The 20,533-nt window shown below is 56.1% G+C and carries 19 protein-coding genes; 9 read left to right on the top strand and 10 right to left on the bottom strand.

Annotation, left to right across the window (positions count from 1 at the left end; all coding sequences use genetic code 11):
• Positions 1–157 precede the first annotated feature (157 nt).
• From EDC90_RS09515 to EDC90_RS09490, 6 genes are all read right to left on the bottom strand, one after another.
• Positions 158–628, bottom strand: coding sequence for an NfeD family protein (locus EDC90_RS09515; protein ID WP_132310885.1), 471 nt, complete (start codon positions 626–628; stop codon positions 158–160).
• 5 nt (positions 629–633) lie between these two features.
• Entirely contained in the window at positions 634–1,638 is a 1,005-nt protein-coding gene (locus EDC90_RS09510; protein WP_432419998.1) for an SPFH domain-containing protein, read from the bottom strand.
• A 30-nt stretch (positions 1,639–1,668) separates the two neighbouring features.
• On the bottom strand, positions 1,669–2,706 hold the full coding sequence (gene hemH, locus EDC90_RS09505) for a ferrochelatase (RefSeq protein ID WP_132310909.1): 1,038 nt from the start codon (positions 2,704–2,706) through the stop codon (positions 1,669–1,671).
• Between the two features lie 142 nt (positions 2,707–2,848).
• Entirely contained in the window at positions 2,849–3,079 is a 231-nt protein-coding gene (locus EDC90_RS09500; protein WP_132310906.1) for a DUF2093 domain-containing protein, read from the bottom strand.
• Positions 3,080–3,118: 39 nt separating this feature from the next.
• Positions 3,119–4,996: a DNA mismatch repair endonuclease MutL gene (gene mutL / locus EDC90_RS09495; RefSeq protein ID WP_132310883.1), complete on the bottom strand. Its 1,878-nt coding sequence runs from the start codon at positions 4,994–4,996 to the stop codon at positions 3,119–3,121.
• A 57-nt stretch (positions 4,997–5,053) separates the two neighbouring features.
• Positions 5,054–5,956 (bottom strand): SMP-30/gluconolactonase/LRE family protein, encoded by a 903-nt coding sequence (locus tag EDC90_RS09490; protein ID WP_132310881.1) that lies wholly within the window; start codon positions 5,954–5,956, stop codon positions 5,054–5,056.
• A 656-nt stretch (positions 5,957–6,612) separates the two neighbouring features.
• Between EDC90_RS09490 and EDC90_RS09485 the strand changes: the two genes are divergently transcribed.
• The gene (locus tag EDC90_RS09485; RefSeq protein ID WP_132310879.1) at positions 6,613–7,728 is read left to right on the top strand and encodes an Mrp/NBP35 family ATP-binding protein; all 1,116 of its coding nucleotides are present in this window, start codon (positions 6,613–6,615) and stop codon (positions 7,726–7,728) included.
• A 17-nt stretch (positions 7,729–7,745) separates the two neighbouring features.
• Here the strand turns inward: EDC90_RS09485 and EDC90_RS09480 are convergent, their stop codons facing one another.
• From EDC90_RS09480 to EDC90_RS09465, 4 genes are all read right to left on the bottom strand, one after another.
• Positions 7,746–8,456 (bottom strand): outer membrane protein, encoded by a 711-nt coding sequence (locus tag EDC90_RS09480; protein WP_132310877.1) that lies wholly within the window; start codon positions 8,454–8,456, stop codon positions 7,746–7,748.
• A 129-nt stretch (positions 8,457–8,585) separates the two neighbouring features.
• A complete protein-coding gene (gene nagA, locus EDC90_RS09475) occupies positions 8,586–9,740 on the bottom strand; it encodes an N-acetylglucosamine-6-phosphate deacetylase (protein ID WP_132310875.1) in 1,155 nt (384 codons plus the stop codon).
• Position 9,741: 1 nt separating this feature from the next.
• On the bottom strand, positions 9,742–10,770 hold the full coding sequence (locus EDC90_RS09470; protein WP_132310873.1) for an SIS domain-containing protein: 1,029 nt from the start codon (positions 10,768–10,770) through the stop codon (positions 9,742–9,744).
• A gap of 36 nt (positions 10,771–10,806) precedes the next feature.
• Positions 10,807–11,544, bottom strand: a complete 738-nt coding sequence (locus tag EDC90_RS09465) for a GntR family transcriptional regulator (protein WP_132310871.1) — start codon at positions 11,542–11,544, stop codon at positions 10,807–10,809.
• A 270-nt stretch (positions 11,545–11,814) separates the two neighbouring features.
• Here EDC90_RS09465 and EDC90_RS09460 point away from each other — a divergent pair, with 270 nt between their 5' ends.
• The 8 genes from EDC90_RS09460 (at position 11,815) to EDC90_RS09425 (ending at position 20,476) form a co-directional block, all read left to right on the top strand.
• Entirely contained in the window at positions 11,815–12,876 is a 1,062-nt protein-coding gene (locus EDC90_RS09460) for an ABC transporter ATP-binding protein (protein ID WP_132310869.1), read from the top strand.
• A gap of 59 nt (positions 12,877–12,935) precedes the next feature.
• A complete protein-coding gene (locus EDC90_RS09455) occupies positions 12,936–14,177 on the top strand; it encodes an extracellular solute-binding protein (RefSeq protein WP_132310867.1) in 1,242 nt (413 codons plus the stop codon).
• Between the two features lie 162 nt (positions 14,178–14,339).
• A complete protein-coding gene (locus EDC90_RS09450; protein WP_245511007.1) occupies positions 14,340–15,191 on the top strand; it encodes a carbohydrate ABC transporter permease in 852 nt (283 codons plus the stop codon).
• Positions 15,188–16,045: a carbohydrate ABC transporter permease gene (locus tag EDC90_RS09445; protein WP_207903882.1), complete on the top strand. Its 858-nt coding sequence runs from the start codon at positions 15,188–15,190 to the stop codon at positions 16,043–16,045. The genes EDC90_RS09450 and EDC90_RS09445 overlap by 4 nt, the downstream gene beginning before the upstream one ends.
• The gene (locus EDC90_RS09440) at positions 16,042–16,944 is read left to right on the top strand and encodes an N-acetylglucosamine kinase (RefSeq protein WP_165972798.1); all 903 of its coding nucleotides are present in this window, start codon (positions 16,042–16,044) and stop codon (positions 16,942–16,944) included. The genes EDC90_RS09445 and EDC90_RS09440 overlap by 4 nt, the downstream gene beginning before the upstream one ends.
• 29 nt (positions 16,945–16,973) lie before the next feature.
• Complete coding sequence (locus EDC90_RS09435; protein WP_132310861.1) at positions 16,974–17,867, top strand: N-acetylmuramic acid 6-phosphate etherase; 894 nt, start codon at positions 16,974–16,976, stop codon at positions 17,865–17,867.
• Between the two features lie 66 nt (positions 17,868–17,933).
• Complete coding sequence (locus EDC90_RS09430; RefSeq protein ID WP_132310859.1) at positions 17,934–18,857, top strand: LysR family transcriptional regulator; 924 nt, start codon at positions 17,934–17,936, stop codon at positions 18,855–18,857.
• A gap of 125 nt (positions 18,858–18,982) precedes the next feature.
• Positions 18,983–20,476: an ABC transporter substrate-binding protein gene (locus EDC90_RS09425; RefSeq protein WP_132310857.1), complete on the top strand. Its 1,494-nt coding sequence runs from the start codon at positions 18,983–18,985 to the stop codon at positions 20,474–20,476.
• The last annotated feature ends 57 nt before the right edge of the window (positions 20,477–20,533 follow it).

Here is a 20,533-nt window from a genome sequence, read left to right as displayed (position 1 = left end):
CCACACAGACCCTTGCCCAAGCAGACCAACCAAACTACCAATCACGACACCGCAGACTCTCGAATTGAACGAGGGACGCAAGGGGGGCAGGTCAGTAGCGGTATCCGGAGCCGTTTACAGCATCGTGCTTTGTGCACCCGAATGGATGCACGGCGCTCTAGTTCTGAAAAGCCTCGACACGCAGGTTCCGGCCATCGGCCGAAACGATCTTCACATGGGTGCCGGCGGGCAGATCCGGCCCCTCGACGATCCAGCTTGTATCATCGATGTGAATGCGTCCACGCCCATCTGTGATCGGCTCACGCAAAACAGCCGACCTGCCAACGAGGCTCGCTGTGCGCTGGTTTAGAAACGGCTGATCGCTCGCCGTTTCACGCCGGGAAAGCAGTTTTCGACCAACCAGTATGCTCACGACGGAAAAGACGGCAAACAAAACGGCCTGTAGCTGCCAGCCCCAGAAAGGGTATGGCCACAGGATCAGTGAAAACACGCCAAGAATCAGCGCAGCAATCCCCACCCACATCAAGAACACGCCGGGCAGAACGAGTTCGGCCACCAGCAGCAGGAGTCCGGCGATAAACCAGCCCCAAGGCCCGAAGGAACCGACAAGATCTGCAAACTCAGCCATAATGGTCAGCCTTCACCATTCTCGCCGGAGCGGCCTACGGACGGTGTCGAACGTACAGACGAGCGGTGAGAACCATCGCCGCCATCATCTTTGCCGAACACTTCGCGAGCGATCTGACCGATGCCGCCAAGCGAACCGATCAGTGACGAGGCTTCCATCGGCATAAGAACGACCTTGGAATTTTTAGCAGAACCGATGGCTTCCATCGCCTCGGTGTATTTCTGGGCCACGAAATAGTTCACCGCCGCAATATCACCGTCGGCAATGGCCTCAGAGACGGATCTGGTCGCCGTTGCCTCAGCCTGCGCGAGCCGTTCGCGCGCCTCGGCCTGCCGGTAAGCGGCCTCCCGCTCGCCTTCGGCTTCAAGGATCGCGGCTTGCTTGGAGCCTTCTGCCCGCAGGATTTGCGCGTTACGGTGCCCTTCGGCCTCAAGCACCTGCGCGCGTTTTTCGCGCTCCGCCTTCATTTGCCGTCCCATGGCCTCGACGAGATCATTCGGCGGACGGATATCCTTAATCTCTATACGCGTGACCTTTACACCCCACGGTTCAACCGCCTGATCCACCACGCGCAACAGCCGATCGTTGATCGAGTCACGGTTGGACAGCAATTCATCCAGATCCATAGACCCCATGACCGAGCGGATGTTCGTCATGGTCAGGTTCAGGATTGCCAGCTCAAGATTGGCAACCTGATAGGCCGCATTTGCGGGATTGAGCACCTGATAAAAAGCCACAGCATCAGCACTCACGCTGGCATTGTCCCGGCTGATCACTTCCTGCTCAGGTACATCCAGAACCTGTTCCATGATTGAAATGCGCCGCCCGATCCGATCAATAAACGGAACAATCAGGTTAAGACCCGGCGTGAGCGTGCGTGTATACCGTCCGAAACGCTCCAGTGTATATCCGTAACCCTGCGGGACGACCTTGATACCCGCAGCAAGGGTGAGAAGGATCAGCACCACCAGAATGATAATGGTGAGGGAAAATCCGGTCAGCACGTCCATGGCATTTCCTCCCGTAAGAGCTGGGAAAGGTTATTCCGCCCAGCCTTTCAATTCACGCCGTACAACGTGTTCGATAACACGCATACCGGCAGGTGTATCATTCAGACATGGAATATGCGTAAAATGCTCACCGCCATGTTCGATAAAGATATCACGTGCCTCTGACCCAATTTCTTCCAGCGTTTCGAGACAATCCGAAACAAAGCCTGGGTTGATAACAGCGATGCGTTTCACGCCTTTTTTCGCCAACTCTTCGACAGTCTTGTCTGTGTAGGGCTGCAGCCACTCCTCCGGACCAAAGCGCGACTGAAAGGTGATTTTAAGGCGCTCTTTCGAAAGTCCCAGTTTTTCACGCAACAGACGTGCTGTTTTCTGACACTGGCAGTGATAAGGGTCGCCCTTCTTGAAATATGACTGCGGAATGCCGTGAAAAGATGTCAGAATGACCTCCGGCTCCCATTCCAGACCGGACAAATGCGTTTCAATCGATTCTGCGAGCGCATCGATATAAACCGGATCATCGTGATACGGCGGCACAGTTCTGATCGCCGGCTGCCAGCGCATCTTCAGAAGCGTTTCAAAAGCCTTGTCGTTGACGGTCGCTGTGGTTGAAGCGGCATATTGCGGATAAAGCGGAAAGATCAGGATTCGCTCGCAGCCCGCAGCTTTCAGAGCTTCAAGACGCGCAGGAATAGAAGGCTGACCATAGCGCATTGCCCAGTCAACAACGAGATCGGGCGTTGAGGCGTATTGTTCGGCCAGCTTCTCGGCCTGCGCGCGGGTATAGGTTCTCAGAAAACTCTCATCCAGATCATCATTCCAGATCAGCTTATAAGCCTCGCCAACCTTGGCCGGGCGACGGTTCAGCACAATACCATAGAGGATCGGATACCAAAGTGCCCTTGGCCATTCGATGACCCGTTTGTCTCTCAGAAACTCTTCCAGATACCGGCGCATCGACTTCTTGTCGGTGCCATCGGGTGTTCCGAGGTTAACAAGCAGAACCCCAACCTTGCCAAAAGCGACAGTGGGATGGTTATCCGGCCAGGCGGCATGCATTTCAGACATCAGAGCTTCCCAGTGCTTGATAAGGCCGGTCAGACCAGCCATCGGTATTCTTCGTTATATAATACGCACTTCAACCCGTTTCAGACCGATCAGGGCGCGACGAATTGTCTTTTAAAGCCCCCCGCAATTTTGACCGGAAGGTTTAAACTTTCTCAGTCGGCAACGCACCTGCGCGCTTTTCCGCTTCGAAAGCAGCAACGGCATCAATATAGGCTTCCTGACGCGCAACACTCCAGTAACGCAGCTCATCCAGTGGAATGCGCTTTGAAGTGACCGCGCAAACGACATGCGTACCGGGGACGATCACATCGAAGTCGGCATCGAGATATTTGATCTTGGCCTCACCGCGGCCATTGCCTTCCAGAATATTCAAGGTCATCAACTCCAAATTCGACTCAGCCAGACGAAATACTCAGCGCCCGAAAAGGCGCTCGATATCGGCAAGCTTAAGCTCAATATAGGTCGGCCTGCCATGATTGCACTGGCCGGAGCCTGGGGTATCTTCCATCTGGCGCAGAAGAGCATTCATTTCATCGGCCCGCAAGCGCCGGCCAGAGCGCACAGAACCGTGGCACGCCATTGTTGCGGCGACGGATTCCAGCTTTGCCTTCAGCCCGTTTGCGGTTTCCCACTCTCCGGCCTCATCGGCAAGCTGACGGATCAGCGCAGTGCCGTCCACCTCGCCAAGCATAGCCGGTGTTTCGCGCACGGCGATTGCACCCGGGCCGAACCGCTCGAACACAAGACCAAGCTGCTCAAGCTCAGAGGCAAACGGCATCAGCCGATCACATTCTTCTTCCGGCAGGTCTACGATTTCCGGAATCAGCAGAACCTGAGACGGCAGACGCCTGTCATTCAGCGCCTTGCGCATCGCCTCATAGACGAGCCGCTCATGGGCAGCATGCTGATCCACGATGACAAGACCGGTCTCGGTCTGGGCGACGATATAATTCTCATGCACCTGCGCGCGGGCTGCGCCAAGCGGTTGTTTTAGCTCCGTATCCGTCAGCGCATTTTCGTTGACAGGTTCAGCACGCGCGGATGGCTGATGAAAATCCGAGAAGCCGGATTGTCGCGGTTCTGCCGGATAGCCTGCCGGAGCCGGGTTGAAGACATCATGCGGACGCGTCTCCTCACGAAATCCTTCCGGGCGGTAAGGCGATTGCTCAGCCTTCCAGTTCGCATTTCCCGAACGCTCAAAGCGATTGCCAAAACCCGCTTGTGAGCCGGTGGATCCTTGGCCTGCCCGTGCCTCAGGCCTGAAAGCCTTCAGCATGGCCTCTGCGCCGGTCGAAGATGCCCGGTCTCCCCCGCGTGTCAGCGCTTCGCGGATCGCGCCGACAATCAGCCCGCGCACCAGCCCAGGATCGCGGAACCGAACATCAGCTTTGGCCGGATGAACATTGACATCAACCAGCGCCGGGTCGAGCGAAAACCACAGAACCGCAACCGGATAGCGTCCCTTCGGCACAGTCTCGGCATAAGCGGCCCGGATCGCTCCCATCAGCATTTTGTCCTGCACCGGGCGACCATTGACGAAAGCATAGATATGGCCTGAATTACCTCGGTTAAACGTTGGCACACCGGCAAAACCGGTCAGGGCGACATCTTCTCGCTCAGCGTCAATCTCAATCGCGTTCGGCCTGAATTCCTTACCCAGAATCTGTGAAATCCGCGCCAACCGGTCATCACCGGTTGCAGGCAATTCCAGCGTGGAGCGATCCGAGCCGGACAGCACAAAACGCACGGCGGGGAAGGCAAGCGCCATACGCTTGACCACTTCGGTAGTCGCGCCAGCCTCGGCACGCTCCGTCTTCAGGAATTTGAGGCGTGCAGGCGTGGCAAAAAACAAGTCACGCACCTCGACGATTGTACCAGCATTCACCGCAGCGGGCACCGGCGGCAAAAGGTGCCCGCCTTCCAACGCGATCCTGTACCCCTCGCTTGCCCCTTTTAACCGGCTTGAAATGGACAGCTTCGCCACCGAACCGATTGACGGCAGGGCTTCGCCTCGAAACCCCAGCGAGCGAATATCGGTCAGATCATCGGATATCTTTGAGGTGCAATGACGTTTGACAGCCAGTGAAAGGTCATCCGGACCCATGCCACAGCCATTATCGCTGACGCGCAGCAAAGCCTTGCCACCGCCTGCAGTGGCAATCTCGATACGGCTCGCTCCGGCATCGAGTGCGTTTTCGATCAGTTCCTTCGCTGCACTGGCGGGCCGTTCGATGACCTCGCCAGCTGCGATCTGGTTGATGACGGTTTCGGTTAGTTGCCTGATGCTCATGCACTGAGTTGTAAAGAGATTCGCGGCATCGTGGAAGCAGCAGTTTTAAGCTTTTGACTAACGGCGAAACGGCAGCGGCTCTTCCGCCAGATAGGGTGGATCGAAACGCGGGCGCGCACCGGTCACCAGAGCGAAAGTAAAACCGGCATTCGGCTCTTCTTCGGGGCGGGTATTCTGAGCCGCCGTTGTCACCATCATCCAGCCACCATCTTTGCCAATGAAGGCCGGGCAGGTCGGCTGACGCGCCGGCAACTGATAGCGCGCGATAAGTCGCCCATCAGAATGATAGTGGTCAAGAACGCCCATGCCGTACCGCGCATTCCAGATGTGCCCGTCGCCATCGCAAACTGCACCATCCATGCCGCCGGGCTTTTCTGCGTTATCAATAAAGACCTCTGGATCACCATCCGGCAGGCCGGTTTCCGGATCAAGCGGCATGCGCATCAGTTTGCCCACGGGCGTATCGACATAGTATCCGGTCTCACCATCGGGCGAGAAGCAGATCGCGTTCGGTATCGTCATGCCCTCGACGATTTTCGTCACTTCGCCCTTCAGCACATGATAAATCGCGCCAACACCTTCCTCAGCCTCCTTCCCCATTGTCGAAATCCACAATGCGCCTGAAGGATGAACCCGTCCGTCATTGGGACGGGTCTCGGGCCTGTCTTCCTCAATTGCCACATGCAAAGTCAAAGCGCCGTGCGCCGTGTCGCGAAAATAGAGGCCGGTTTCCATAGCGATCAGCTGGCGCTTTTCGTCCACCGGCGCCAGAACACTGGCCATCTCCGGCAACGTTATGATCCGGCGATCGCGGTTAGAAGCATTCATAAAATTCAGGCGGCAATTGGTGATATCGAACCACCAGATCAGATCCGTTTCGGGATCATAGCCAGGCCCCTCCCCCAGCGCCATCCGATCCGTACTCAGAATTCTGCCTTCAAAAACCGTCTCTGCCGTCATCTGGTTACTCCCGCCTTCACACACAGACACTCCGGTATGAAAGCAACTCCCGTTTTCATTTTGTCTCAAAACAGAAAATCGCAGACTTTGCCATTCCTGCAAATGCTGAAAAGCAAAGAAGCGATGTTTTCCTCACGTGCGTCCTATTGGCTGTACATGACGGCCGTTTTAGGCGCAGGTCATACTTTTTTTCTGGTTCAGATATTTTTTTCATAAAACTGTCGCACATGCTGCGACAACGCAATCACGCCTAAAAAATAAGCCGTGTCAAATATTTGTGCACTGCAGCAATATGACACCTCCTCCCATCCCATCCGTTCCGGGGCATGTTGAGTAGGCCCGCTTAATAAAAAGCTGCTTGCCAAGCAGAAACGAATAGGTCATCTTCTCACCAAGTCCAGAGGGGATGAAACAAAAGCGCGCCCGAGAGCGCGGTTTGAAAACATAAAGACGCCGACCTTGATAATCTGACAGCTCAGATTTCAGGTCGGCGTTTTTATTTGCCCAAGACCCTGAAGAGAACGAAGTTACTTATTATACGATGGTATAACAGGCGACCGTCATTTTAGTGGCCCGCTTTGTCAGCCGAATTGTTTTCTGCGCTTGGCGTCAGCATCAATCTTCACTATCTACGGGCAAGACAAGCGAGAGGCATCATGACGGAATTTTCCAAAGAACAGGTCCTTCAAAGCCTGAAAGCCATAACCCTGCCAGAAGGCGGCAATCTGGCTGACAGCGGCATGGTTTCGGACATTTTCATTTCCGACGGCAAGGTCTATTTCTCTCTCAGCGTGCCTGAAAGCCGCGTCGAAGCCTTTGAACCGGTTCGCCAGTCGACGCAGAAGCACGTTAACGAACTCCCTGGTGTTACCCAGACCTTTGTCACGCTGACGGCGGACAAGCCTGCCGCCTCGTCTTCCGCCCCGAAAAGCAAGGGTTCGCAGCAGCAGCCAAAAGGCGAAAAGCCCTCCAAACCCGAAATTCCGGGCATAAAGTCAATCATTGCCGTTGCATCGGGCAAGGGCGGCGTCGGCAAATCGACAACCTCTGTCAATCTTGCGCTTGGCCTTGCCGCCGAAGGCCTTAAAGTCGGGCTGCTGGACGCGGATATTTACGGCCCATCTATCCCGCGCCTTTTCGGCCTTTCCGGAAGACCCTTGCAGGGACCGGGCCGGACCATTCTGCCGATGGAGAAGTACGGCCTTAAGGTCATGTCTATCGGCTTTCTGGTCGATGAAGGAACCGCCGTTATCTGGCGTGGCCCGATGGTACAGTCAGCGCTGATGCAGATGCTGAAAGAAGTCGCGTGGGGCGAGTTGGATGTGCTGGTGGTCGACATGCCGCCGGGCACTGGCGATGCCCAGCTGACGATGGCTCAGCAGGTGCCGCTTGCAGGCAGCGTCGTTGTTTCGACGCCGCAGGATCTGGCACTGATCGATGCCCGCAAGGCCATTGCCATGTTCAACAAGGTGTCAGTGCCCGTGCTTGGCATTGTCGAAAATATGAGCACCTTCGTCTGCCCCAACTGCGGAACGGTTCACAATATCTTCGGTCACGGCGGCGCAAAGGACGAAGCTGAGAAGATCGGCGTTCCCTTCCTCGGCGAGGTTTCGCTGGCAATGGACATTCGCGAGACCTCAGATGCGGGAACCCCGGTTGTGGCAGGCGCACCGGACGGGCCCCATGCACAAGCCTATAAAGCCATCGCCTCCGCCACGCTTGCCGGACTGAAAGGCCGTGAGACCAAAGGCCCAGCAATCGTGTTTGACTGAAATGAGAAACGATACTGTCAAAATTTGACGCCCAGGCCAGCCCGGACGGTATTGCTGTGCATTTTGACGCCCAGATCGACCGGCGTATCGGGAAACACAGCGCGGGCCGCATCCTTGAGAACGTCTGCCTCCGGATAACCGGTGTAACGATATTCCAATCGGCCAAAGATCATGTCGGTGAACGCATAGTCCACGCCCGCGCCGACAGTATATCCCCACATCGTCTTGCTTATGCCGAGGTCAGAGATTCTGGCAACATCGAGATTGCTGACAGCAACACCGGCTGTGCCATAGAACAGCGCCCTTCCTGCCGCCACCCCGATGCGCCCGCGCAAAGAACCGCCCCATGTTGTTCCTGTTTTCAGTTCGAGCCCCTGCCCCAGCGGATAGGCGTTCTCATTCCAAGCGTATTCAAAGTCACCTTCAAGGCCAAGGACGATGCTATTTGAGAACTGTTTATTATAGCCGGCAAAACCGCCCAGATTGAGACCATCGAGCTTTTCGGGCTCGGTTTCATATCCGTTCAGCGTTCCGCGCAGACGATCCCAGCCATAGCCAAGGGTAACGCCAGCGTAAGGCCCGTTCCACTGATCGCCAGAAACCCGGACGCCAGAACGTTGATTATAATCAAAAGTCGGGCGAAGCGGAGCTTCGAACGTATAGTCTGCAGCCAAAGCAGAAGAAGAGAATGCGATCGTAGCCGTAGCGATTAATAACTTGCAATTCATCTTGCCCTCGAAAAACCGATTTCAGTCACAGCTTTAACACGAGCAATTAAACAAGGAGTAAATGTAACGTAACGAAAGGCCGTCGTTTTATCCTGCGTAGATGATATCGGCCCTCGCTATCAATAGAGACTATGCAGCAGCAAACACACGCTGCCCGCCAATATAAGTCGCTTTCAGGCCAAGGTGATCATCCAGAAGCACAAAGTCGGCGTCAGCGCCCGGCTTCAGCCGCCCCTTGGTTGCAGCACCAGCGGCATTGGCAGGATAAAGCGAAGCCATTCGAAGCGCCTCTTCCAGCGGTACACCGAGAAGTGTGTAGACGTTTTTCACGCAAGTCAGCATATCGGTATCCGCTCCGGCGAGCGTGCCATCCTCCAGCGTCAGACGTCCGCCACGACGGTAGATCGTCCGGCCATTCAGTTCGAAACGCGAATCATCTGTGCCCGTCACAGACATCGCGTCGGTCACGAGGAAGATTTTGCCCGGCCCGGCCTTTGACCGTATCGCGACATCCATGGCCACAGAATCGACATGGAAGGTATCGGCAATCAGACCACAGGACAGTCCACCATCTGCCAGCGCTGCACCGACCAGCCCCGGCTCACGGTGTTTCAGCGGGCTCATCGCGTTGAACAGATGTGTTGCCATGGAGGCACCGGCAAGGCGATATTCCCGCGCGACAGCACATGTGACATCGGTATGCCCGAGGCTGACGATGAACCCGGCCCGGGACAACCTTGCCACCTGCTGACGCCTGACGCTTTCCGGCGCGACTGTTGTCAGAGCGACACCAAATTTTCCGGCATTTTCAACCAGAAAGTCACAATCGGCGTCATCCATTGGGCGGATCAGAGCGGGATCATGCGTCCCCTTCCTCGAAAGCGCCAGATGCGGCCCTTCGAGATGCAGGCCAAGAAAGCCCGGCACACCCGCCTCGAAGGCTTCGCGACCGGCAGCGACGGCCTCTTTCACAATATCCGGACGGTCCGTAATCAGTGTCGGCAGCAAAGACGTCGTGCCGAACTGTTGATGGGCACGGCAGATCATTTCAATGCCGATGCGGCTGGGATCGTTATTCAACAAGACGCCGCCGCCACCATTGACCTGCAAATCAACGAAGCCGGGCGCAGCCAGAAGACCATCAGCCTGAATGACCTCAGCATCTGAGGGGGCAAGATGAGAGGCGACGATCCGTTCAATGCCGGTTTCATCGAACACCAGCGCGAGGCCTTCGCGGGTTGTCTCGCCATCGAAGATCCGTGCACCCTTGAGAACCTTTTTCATATCACTCGGTCTCCGTCACCTTGTTGAGCGCGACCGGTGAATCCGGATTAAAGCCACGAGCGCGCGAAAGCTGTTCAATAAAGCGATAATAGGGAACAATCAGCGCCAGCGCATCTGTCAGCGGATGACCTGTTTCAACAGCGGGCAGCACGGAAACACCCTCTCCCTTCAAAGACGAAAGAAAGACATTTGCCCCTTTTCCGGCCATGCCGGATGCCGTTGCCGCGATCGAGGATTCCGCCTTGTCACCTGCGGCAAAGGCAATCACCGGAAACGCCTTTTCCACCAGCGAGACCGGACCATGCATCACTTCTGCCGAAGAATAAGCCTCTGCATGTAATTCGCAGGTTTCCTTGCATTTAAGGGCCGCCTCACTGGCGATTGCAAAGGTTGGCCCACGCCCGAGAACATAAAGCGATTGCGCCACCTCTAACGGCTTCAGCAGCGCAGCCCAATCCAGCGCCAGCGCTCGTTCAAAGCTTGCAGGCAATTCTTCAAGCGCTCGGCGCAAAAGGTCATCATCCGCCCACTCTGCCAGAACCGCCAGACCGGCGACCACCGAGTTGACATAGGATTTCGTCGCGGCAACCGCCCTTTCTGGCCCGGCTGCAATATCAATCGGCTGGTCGGCGATCTCTGCAAGCGGCGAGGAGATGGTGTTCACCAGCGAAATTGTCAGCGCACCACCAGCGCGCGCGGCTTTGCCCATAGCCACAATATCGGGGCTTTTCCCGGACTGCGAAATACAAAAAGCAGCGCCACCCTGAAGCTTCAGCGGGGCCTCGAAAATGGAGGCCAAAGATGGCCCGAGAGAAGCAACGGGTACGCCGATAGTCAGTTCAATCGCGTATTTCAGAAATAGCGCTGCGTGATCGGATGAACCGCGCGCCACTGTAACAACCACCGAAGGATCCTTGTCACGCAAAGCCTTTCCTGCAAGTCCATAAGCTTGTTTCTGCTCATCCAGAAAGCGTCGTGCAGCGACAGGAATTTCCGCTATCTCGCGGTGCATATGGGTCTCTGAAGACATGTAAAATCCTTATCGGAATAAATAGACAGCTGAAAACTAAAGCGTCAGTTCGGATATGAAATCATAGACATCGCTGCGGTAATAAGCGCGCGTTACCTCGACAGCGCGTCCGGTCTCGTTGAATGCCGTGCTATCCATCACCAGAGCGGGCGCACCGACAGGAACCCCCATCAGCGTCGATTGTGCCTCTGTCACCAACGCAGCTGTAATACGCTGAACAGCGCGCACCGGCTTGACGCCGCTTTGCGCAAGCCGTTCATAGAGCGACCCCGTCACACTTTCAGGGTCCGGGAGAACATCTGCCGGCAGGCTTGTGGTCTCGATCGCAACGGGCATGTCATCCGCAAGACGGATCCGCTTCAGGCGCGCCACCTGGCTACCGGGAGAAAGCCCGAGTTTCATGATCTCTTCCGGGGAAGCGGCCACCAGCGAACGCTCGATCCAGCGCGAACGCGGAGACAAACCACGGCTTTCCATATCCTCGGTGAATGAGGTCAGACGTTTCAGCGGCTGCTGTATCTTGTCGACCGGCTGCGCCACAAACGTGCCGGAGCCATGGCGGCGCTGCAGCAGGCCATCCTGCGCCAGCGCATCAATGGCCCGGCGCACAGTCACCCGGCTCACCCCCAGTTCCATTGCCAGCTCACGCTCTGCAGGAAGCGCTGTTCCCGGCGCAAGACGTCCGGCGTCAACCGCCTCTTCAATCGCGTTTTTCAGCCGGATGTAGAGGGGGCCGTCACCAGCAAGATCCGTCGCCTCGAAAAAATGTTTCATGACCTGTCTTGTCCGGCTCCTGCAAAACGAAATCGAGTGATGTGAAACACTGCACATGCATCGTGGATCACCCTTGAAACAGTATCGTCGCTGGAAAGAACCAATGCAATACCAAATGAAAAATTCTGTACCAACCGCTCGAAAAACATGACACGGCGACCCGATTATCACCCATATCCAGCAATTTTCATCGAATCCTCCTCTTTACAGTTCTGCAAAAAACGGCAAACAATAGATTGGTATTGTAATGGCATCTTAAGGAATCTCATTTTGGCGCGCCTGTCCCTGAAGAAGATCGTAAAGCGTTTCAAGGAAACCGAAGTCCTGCATGGCATTGATCTGGAAATCGGAGACCGGGAACTGATGATCTTCGTCGGCCCCTCAGGCTGCGGAAAGTCGACGCTTTTGCGCCTGATTGCAGGCCTGGACCCGATTTCGGACGGCACGCTCAGCATCAATGACAAGGTCATGAACAATGTGCCGCCGTCAAAACGCGGTGCGGCCATGGTATTTCAGTCCTATGCGCTCTACCCGCATATGAATGTGTACGAAAACATGGCTTTCGGCGCGCGGCTGATGGGGCTCTCGAAAGACGAGGTTAAACGCAGGATTGCTGAAGCCTCACGCATGCTGCGCCTTGAAGAATATCTGGACCGCAAGCCGCGGCAGCTTTCCGGCGGACAGCGACAGCGCGTCGCGATTGCCCGTGCCGTCGTGCGCAAACCTGACGTCTTCCTGCTGGATGAACCGCTTTCCAACCTTGATGCCGCATTAAGAGCCGATGTGCGGCTTGAAATTGCCCGCCTGCACCGGGAGATCGGCGGAACCATGATCTATGTGACCCATGACCAGGTAGAGGCGATGACACTGGCCGACCGGATCGTGGTCATGAACAATGGCTATATCGAACAGGTGGGCAGCCCGCGTGAGCTGTTCGAAACACCCGCCAATACCTTTGTAGCGACCTTTATCGGCTCGCCAAAGATGACACTGCTCAACGTCGCCAATGAAAACGGCAAACTTGCCATTGCCGGGACCGGCGCCATCGATGCGCCGGAACGTTTTGAACAGGGCGCGCTGACCATCGGCGCGCGCCCGGACAATTTCGAGCTTGAGGCTGGCCATGGAGAAGATGGCTTTGCCGGAAAGGTGATTTACACCGAATATCTCGGTGATGATTCCTATGTTTATGTCCGCCTTCGAAGCGGCGAGCAGGTCACCGTCAGAGTGCCGCAGTCGATTTTCTTTGATGCGGATGCTGATGTCACCGTGACGGCGAAACTGGATACGCTTCACGTTTTCGACAGGGCGAGCGGCCTCAGAGTTTCCTGAAACAGGAGATGCAGCTTGTCATCGATACTTTTAGGGGAACGGATCGAAAGGAATAACAGATGACACCCTTTGCCAAGACAATGATTGCGGCCACGACCCTAGCGGGCCTCGCCGCCCCGGCTTTTGCCGAAGATATCTCTTTCTGGGGCTGGCGCACGGAAGACGTTCCGCAATACGAAGCCTTTATCGACATGTTCGAGGCTGAAAACCCGGAGATCAATGTCAACCTGCGCATGGTCGAAGCCGTGAGCTACGGCACGATCCTGAAAACGGCACTGGCAGGCGAATCCGGCCCGGATGCCATGATGGTGCGCGCCTATGGCTCGTTTGAGGATCTGGCATCGGGCGGCTACCTGATGCCGCTGACAGATGAAAATGTCCCGGCGCTGAAGGACTTTCCGGCAGATGCCCTTCAGGCTGAAACACTGCGCGCCGATGGTACGGTCTATGCTGTTCCATTTGCCTCGCAGACGATGATGGTCCTCTATAACAAGGACATTTTCGAGCAACTCGGTCTTGATGCGCCGAAAACCTGGGATGACATGAAAGCCGATGCAGAAGCACTGAAAGACGCAGGTTTCTACCCCTTCGCAAATGGCACAGCAGCGGCATGGCAGAACGAGGTGCTGACCTTCGGCCTTGGTGCATCCACCATGGGCAAAGGTTTCTATCAGGATGTCATGAGCGGCAAGACAGACTTCACCGATCCCCGTTTTATTGACGCGCTGACCCGCATTCAAGACATGGGCCAGTATTTCCCGGATGGTTTTATCGGCCTTGATTATCCGTCTTCACAGCAGCTTTTTGCCTCTGGCATGGCCGGAATATTTGTCGGCGGCTCCTATGAAATCGCGGCGATGAAAGGCATGAACCCGGACATCAATATCGGCGTCCTGCCCGCCCCGACGGTCAACGAGGATGACGAAGGTCTGGTCGCGGTTTTCTATGATGGCGGCTATGCCGGCAACGCAGCCTCGGAGCATAAGGAAGCGGTGACGAAATTCCTGAACTTCCTTGCCTCTCAGGAATTCGGACAGGTCTTTGCCAATGAGTTGTCGAACATTTCGCCGATCCCCGGCGTCACATTTGACAATCCGGAGCTGCAGGCGGTTTCAGACCTGAACAAGACCTCGATCCCTTACATGATGCTGGTCCATTTCCGCTTTGATCAGCCCTCCGGCTCAACCCTGGTGCAGGAAAACATCCAGAAGATGATGGCCGGTGACGAAACACCGGAAGGCGTAGGCAAGGCCATCACTGAAGGTCTTTCCAGCTACTACGAGCCCTTTCAGAAAAACTGAGATCATTCCGTGCAGGCGTTCTTTTGCGCCCGCACATCTGACAGTGAAAAGGCCGCGGCCTGAAAGCGCGGTTCTTTTGCCGGAGTTCCCTTCATGTCGTACTTAAGACCCACGCCGCGCGGCCTGTGGATCAGCTGCCTTATTCTGCCAGGATTGGCCGTGATGATCCTTTTTGTCGCCTATCCGATTGTCTCAGCGCTCGCTTATGCTTTTTACGATTGGAACGGTCTGGCGCGAGGCGAATTTGTCGGGTTCCAGAATTTCACCGATGTGCTGTTTCGCGAGCCCTATCAAAGCACGGTGCGCAACGCTTTCATCAACAATGTCATTGTGTTCTTCACGCTGATGTTCGTGCAAAACGGCGCGGCCTTCTTTCTGGCATACGCCTTATGGCGTGAGTTCCCGCTGGCCCGCTTTCATCGGATCGCAGTCTTTCTGCCGGTCGTGCTTTCCACGGTCATCGTCGGCTATCTTTGGAAGCTGTTCCTCAATCCGCTCTTCGGTATCGTGAATCAGACGCTGAAGATGGTCGGGCTTTCCGCATGGGCACAGCCATGGCTTGGGCAGGCCGATACCGCGCTCGGCTCGCTCATTCTTGTCAATGCCTGGCACTGGGTCGGCTTCCCGACCCTGATCTTTCTGGCCGCCATGCAGCGCATCCCCAGCGAGCTTTACGACGCTGCGCGCATGGAAACCGAAAGTGAATGGGTGAAAATCCGCAGGATCATATGGCCGCTTGTGGCCCCGGCGGCAACCATCGTTTTCGTGCTGCAGTTTATCGGCTCATTCAACTGGTTCGAACTGCCTTATGTGATGGAAGACCTGCTCGGCTCACCATACGGAAACACCGATGTTCTGGCGCTTTATTTCTATCGTCTGGCGTTCGGCAGCCCCTCCACCGGTGTGGCAGATTTTGGCCACGGCAGCGCCCTGGCCGCCCTCGTTTTCATATTCATCACGGTTTTTGCAACCGCCATGACGCTGTTCCTGCGCCGCCGGGAGATTGAGCTTTGAGTTCGACGCATTACTCCGAAAAATCCCAGTTTCTGCGCACCTTCGGCCGTGATGGTCTGTTGCAGATTTTCCTGATCGCCAATTCCTTCATCATGATTGCGCCGATCGTCATCATGGTATTCTCAGCCTTCAAGCCAACGATGACGATCTTCCGTCACCCGTTTTCGCTTCCGGATTTCACTGATTTCTCAAACTTTGTGGCGATATGGACGGATACCAATTTTGTCCGCTATTTCTTCAACTCGCTGCTGATCACCGGCTCGGCCATTCTGGCCATTCTCGTGCTGGGAACTCTGGCGGCCTATGCGCTGGCACGCTACGAGTTCAAAGGCTCAAGCTTCATCCTGCTGTTCTTTCTGGCGGGTCTGACGCTGCCACTGAAGCTTGCCGTAATCCCGCTGTTCGTGCTGATGCGCGACCTCGGCCTGCTGGATACCCAACTTTCACTGATCCTGATCTATGTCGCCATGGGCCTGCCTTCTGCGGTTTTCATCATGACCGGCTTTATCCGCTCCCTTCCCGGAGAACTGGAAGATGCAGCGCGCATGGATGGCGCATCGGAAGCCCGGATCATGTGGTCGGTCATGCTGCCGCTCACCAGGCCTGCCATGGTGATCGCCGCCATCAACAACCTTGTGCCGATCTGGAACGACTTTTTCTTTCCTCTGATCTTCCTTCAGAATGAATCGCTGAAAACCCTGCCGCAAGGTCTGACCGGCTTTATGGGTGAGTACACAACCAACTGGGGCGTTCTGTTTGCCGGCCTCACCTTCGCTGCCGCGCCGATCACCCTGCTCTACATCATTCTTTCACGCCAGTTCATCAATGGCATGACCTCGGGAGCGATCAAGTGACGAGCAAGCGGTATCTGGGCGGTGACATCGGTGGCACAGCTTCACGCTTCTGCCTCGTCGATCAGACGGGCGCAGTGCTTTCCGAGGGAAAGGCAAGCGGTGCGACCGCGCTGATCTTCACGCCCGATATTCGCGAAGCTCTTGATAAGGCAATTGGCGAGGTCGGCAACGCCATCGCCGGTCCCGTTCATGGCGCCGCCTTCGGCCTGACGGGTTATGGCGCCCGCGCGCGCGATGAAATCGTCGCGATCATTCGCAGTCATATTGATATTGCCAGTGAAAACATCTTCATCAGTGACGATATCGAGCTTGCCTATCGCAGTCTGTTTGCACCCGGCACAGGCCACCTTGTCTCAGCCGGCACCGGGTCCATTGCCATACATCTGGACACGGGCGGCAATTTGTTGCGCATCGGCGGGCGTGGCACACTGATCGATGACGCCGGTTCCGGCGCATGGATCGCTCTTGCCGCTTTAAGAGCGCTTTATCGCAGACTGGATGAAACAGGTACACCGGGTGATATGTCCGTGCTGGCCGGTGCGCTCTATGCCGCCGCCGGAGGGGGTGACTGGTCAGATATCAGGGCCTATATTTATAGCGGTGACCGTGGAAAGATCGGCGCATTGTCAAAGGCCGTCGGAGAGGCAGCCAAAGCCGGAGATCCCTTTGCCCTGATGCTTATGCAACAGGCCGGAGAAGAACTCGCACGCCTCGGCAATATACTGATCAAACGTTGCGGCAATCATCCTGTCGCCTTTATCGGCGGTGTTCTGGGCCTTTCACCGATCATTCGCGAAACCATCAGCAAGACACTGAACGGTGAAGCCAGTTTCCCCAGGCTTGACCAGGCAAAAGGGGCTGCCGAACTGGCACGCTCGATCTTCTCTGAAGAATTCTAAACCATCACATGCCACGCAGGATCGAATCCATGAAGTCGACAACCGAATCCAGCTCCAAACGCTACGCAACAATTGAAAAATGGCCGGTGAATGATCTGGTTGATGGCATTATTGAAGGTCAGTTCTCCGCCATCGCAGCGGTTCAGAGCGCATCGGCTGTCATTGCAGATGCGGCGGACGCCATTTGTGCAAAGCTCGAAGACGGCGGCCGGATCATCTATGCCGGGGCCGGAACATCGGGGCGTCTGGCAACGCTGGATGCCGCGGAACTGCCGCCGACCTATAATTTTCCTCCAGAGCGCGCCATCAGCCTGATGGCCGGTGGCAAGGACGCGTTTCTGGTGGCAAAGGAAGGCGCCGAAGATGACCGCAACGCTGCCATTGCCGACCTGAACGCCGTCGAACTTTCAAACAACGATGTGCTCATTGGTGTCGCAGCCTCCGGCAACACCCCTTATGTGGCATCGGCCCTTGAATATGCCGAAAAGACCGGATGTGTCACCGTCGCTATTTTCAACAATCCACACGGCCTTGTCGGTAAAATGGCTCAGTTCTCCATCCTCTTGCCAACCGGCGCAGAATTTGTGGCAGGCTCCACCCGCATGAAGGCAGGCACCGCCCAGAAAGTGGCACTGAATACACTTTCCACGGCTGTCATGATCCGGCTTGGCTATGTTTATCAGGGGCTGATGGTTGAGATGAAACCAACCAATGCCAAGCTGCACAAGCGCGCTGAAGAGATGGTTGCCACGCTGACCGGCTGCGATCTGGTCAAAGCATCTGCAGCGCTTGAAGCCGGTGGGCGCTCGATCAAGACCGCAACGGTGATGGTAAAATACGGCGTTGCGGCTGAAAAGGCGGAAGCAATGCTCAAACACGCTGGCGGCAATCTTCGCCGCGCACTTGAGGCAGGCTCAGAATAAAGCACTTGCCTGCGCTTTCCGGCATCGTTCAAATAGGTCCCGGAATATTCACCGGGAGACCATGGCTTGCAGCTTCACGCTATCACCTATTTCAACGAGCTTGTGCGCTCGCGCTCAATCCGTCAGGCCGCTGAAACACTCGGCGTTTCCCCCACGGCCATCAGCCGCCAGCTGGAAAATCTCGAATATTATTTCGGTGCTCCGCTTGTCGAACGTGGTGCACGGGGCATCATGCTGACAGCCGCCGGAGAGCTTCTGGCTGCGCGATCACGCTCGATGATGCGCGATCTGGAAAACGCTCGGCAGGTGATTGATGACCTGCGCGGCCTCAAGCGCGGCAACGTCTCAATCCACGTCAACGGTGCAGCCATAAACGCCATTCTTGCGCCGGCTCTGGCGGAATTTTACACACTCTACCCGGCCGTAACGATACAGGTGACCGTCTCCTCCGCGCAGGAGGCCATGAACGCGGTTTTAAGCGGCAATACGGATATGGCGGTGACGATGTTTTCACCCCCGGACGCACAAATGGATGTGCGTTTTAAACTGCGGGTACGCCACGAGCCGGTCATGGCACCGGACCATCCGCTTGCCAGCCTGGCCGAAATCCCGCTGGAAGCGATACGCAAGCATCCGCTTGCCATGCCGGACCGATCATTCGGCATTCGCCGCACTTTCGATCATAGTCAGCGCATTGCCGGTTTTGAGCCAGTGGATACCGCCTTCACCACCTCTTCCCTTGAATTGCAAAAGGAGCTGGCACGCCATCGTGCGGCGGTTCTGGTTTTGCCAGCCATGTCGGTCATGCGCGAAATCGAGGCGGGCGAACTGGTCGCGCGCCCTTTTTCCAGCGTCAATGAAATCGCCACGGATCTGCAACTGGGCCGCGCCAGAACCACGGCACCAAGTTTTGCTGCCGCAAGGCTTGCTGATTTTCTGGAGGAATTTCTGCCTGCACAAGCCCGGCTTGTGCAGGATGCGGGACAATAAGTGCAACGGTTTTGAATGCACTGTGCGCTAATAATTGTCATTGCGTTTACACTCAGACCTCAGGCAGTCTATAAACAACAACGATAATAATCTTCTCAAAAACCATCAGCAGGGACCATCGCTCTATGAAACGCAATCTCCAGCTTTTTCTTGCCGCAACGACTGCCCTTGGTCTTGCAACAGCAGGCAGTGCCATGGCCGAGCCGCACACAGACCTTACCTTGGGCATGAGCATCGAGCCCTCGGGCCTTGACCCGACAGCGGCCGCCCCCGTCGCCATTGGCCAGGTCGTCTGGCAGAACCTGTTTGAAGGGCTGGTGACAATCGATGAAGACGGCGAAGTCCAGCCGGAACTGGCGACGAGCTGGGAGATTTCTGAAGATGGCCTGACATACACATTTGATCTGCGTGATGGCGTTTCCTTCCAGAACGGCCAGCCGTTCAATGCGGAAACCGCGAAATTCACCATTGATCGAATTATCGCGCCGGATTCCATCAACGGCCAGAAGTCACTTTATGCCGCGATTGAAAACACAGAGGCACCGGACAGCGACACGCTGGTTCTGCATCTTTCAAAACCGTCTGCCGACCTTCTTTACTGGCTTGGCTTCCCCTCCGCCGTGATGGTGGAGCCCGAAAGCGCACCGGAAAATGCAACGAAACCTGTCGGTACCGGCCCGTTCGAATTTGCCAGCTGGAAGAAGGGCAATGAGGTTACGCTGACCGAAAACGATGATTACTGGGGTGAAGCGCCGAAGCTCGACAAGGTTACTTTCCGCTTCATCGCAGACCCGCAGGCGCAAGCCGCAGCGCTGACGTCCGGTGGTGTTGATGCGATTCCGGAATTCACCGCGCCTGAACTCGTGGCCCAGTTTGAAAGCAACAACGACTTCGACGTCGTCATCGGCACAACCGGAATGGAAGTTGTGGCTGGGATGAACAACACCAAAGCGCCGTTTGACAATGTGAAGGTCCGTCAGGCGCTGATGATGGCAATTGACCGTCAGGCAATCATTGATGCCACCAATGCCGGATACGGCACGCCAATCGGCAGCCACTTCTCACCATCTGATGCCGGCTTTGAAGATCTGAGCGGCGTTTTGCCTTATGATCCGGCGAAAGCAAAAGACCTGCTGGCCGAAGCGGGTTATCCGGATGGCTTCTCCTTCACGATGAAAGTGCCGAACCGGGCCTATGCTGAACGTGCCGCCGAAATCATGCAGGCCTATTTCGCCCAGATCGGCGTGATGATGACGATTGAAAGCTCGGAGTTTCCGGCAAAATGGATTCAGGATGTCTTCAAGGACACCAATTACGACATGACCATTATTGGCCATGCCGAGCCGCTTGATATCGGCATTTATGCCCGTGACCCATACTACTTCAACTACAGCAGCCCCGATTTCGATGCAACGATGGCCGAAATCGCCAATGCGACAACCGAAGAAGAGCGCCTTGCCGCTTACAAGAAGGCGCAGGAAATTCTGGCCGATGATGTGCCGGCCCTCTTCCTCTACGCATGGCCCAAAATCGGCGTATGGAAGGCGGGCCTTGAAGGCCTCTGGACCAATGAGCCGGTTCCTTCCAATGACGTAACCGACGTTTACTGGAGCGAGTAAGCTTGTTGCTGCCCGCCGCCCCACAAAGCCCGTGGCGGGCAACAGCCCATCGGCAGC

The sequence above is a fragment of the Martelella mediterranea genome (assembly GCF_004342225.1).
Classification (GTDB): domain Bacteria; phylum Pseudomonadota; class Alphaproteobacteria; order Rhizobiales; family Rhizobiaceae; genus Martelella; species Martelella mediterranea_B.
Note: the sequence above shows the minus strand (reverse complement) of the source record. Positions and strands in the feature narration are given on the sequence as shown.

Coding starts and splice junctions, on each gene's coding strand:
- EDC90_RS09515 (WP_132310885.1), bottom strand. CDS start 628: ATGGCTGAGTTTGCAGATCTTGTCGGTTCCTTCGGGCCTTGGGGCTGG.
- EDC90_RS09510 (WP_432419998.1), bottom strand. CDS start 1,638: ATGGACGTGCTGACCGGATTTTCCCTCACCATTATCATTCTGGTGGTG.
- hemH (WP_132310909.1), bottom strand. CDS start 2,706: ATGTCTGAAATGCATGCCGCCTGGCCGGATAACCATCCCACTGTCGCT.
- mutL (WP_132310883.1), bottom strand. CDS start 4,996: ATGAGCATCAGGCAACTAACCGAAACCGTCATCAACCAGATCGCAGCT.
- EDC90_RS09490 (WP_132310881.1), bottom strand. CDS start 5,956: ATGACGGCAGAGACGGTTTTTGAAGGCAGAATTCTGAGTACGGATCGG.
- EDC90_RS09485 (WP_132310879.1), top strand. CDS start 6,613: ATGACGGAATTTTCCAAAGAACAGGTCCTTCAAAGCCTGAAAGCCATA.
- EDC90_RS09480 (WP_132310877.1), bottom strand. CDS start 8,456: ATGAATTGCAAGTTATTAATCGCTACGGCTACGATCGCATTCTCTTCT.
- nagA (WP_132310875.1), bottom strand. CDS start 9,740: ATGAAAAAGGTTCTCAAGGGTGCACGGATCTTCGATGGCGAGACAACC.
- EDC90_RS09470 (WP_132310873.1), bottom strand. CDS start 10,770: ATGTCTTCAGAGACCCATATGCACCGCGAGATAGCGGAAATTCCTGTC.
- EDC90_RS09465 (WP_132310871.1), bottom strand. CDS start 11,544: ATGAAACATTTTTTCGAGGCGACGGATCTTGCTGGTGACGGCCCCCTC.
- EDC90_RS09455 (WP_132310867.1), top strand. CDS start 12,936: ATGACACCCTTTGCCAAGACAATGATTGCGGCCACGACCCTAGCGGGC.
- EDC90_RS09450 (WP_245511007.1), top strand. CDS start 14,340: ATGATCCTTTTTGTCGCCTATCCGATTGTCTCAGCGCTCGCTTATGCT.
- EDC90_RS09435 (WP_132310861.1), top strand. CDS start 16,974: ATGAAGTCGACAACCGAATCCAGCTCCAAACGCTACGCAACAATTGAA.
- EDC90_RS09425 (WP_132310857.1), top strand. CDS start 18,983: ATGAAACGCAATCTCCAGCTTTTTCTTGCCGCAACGACTGCCCTTGGT.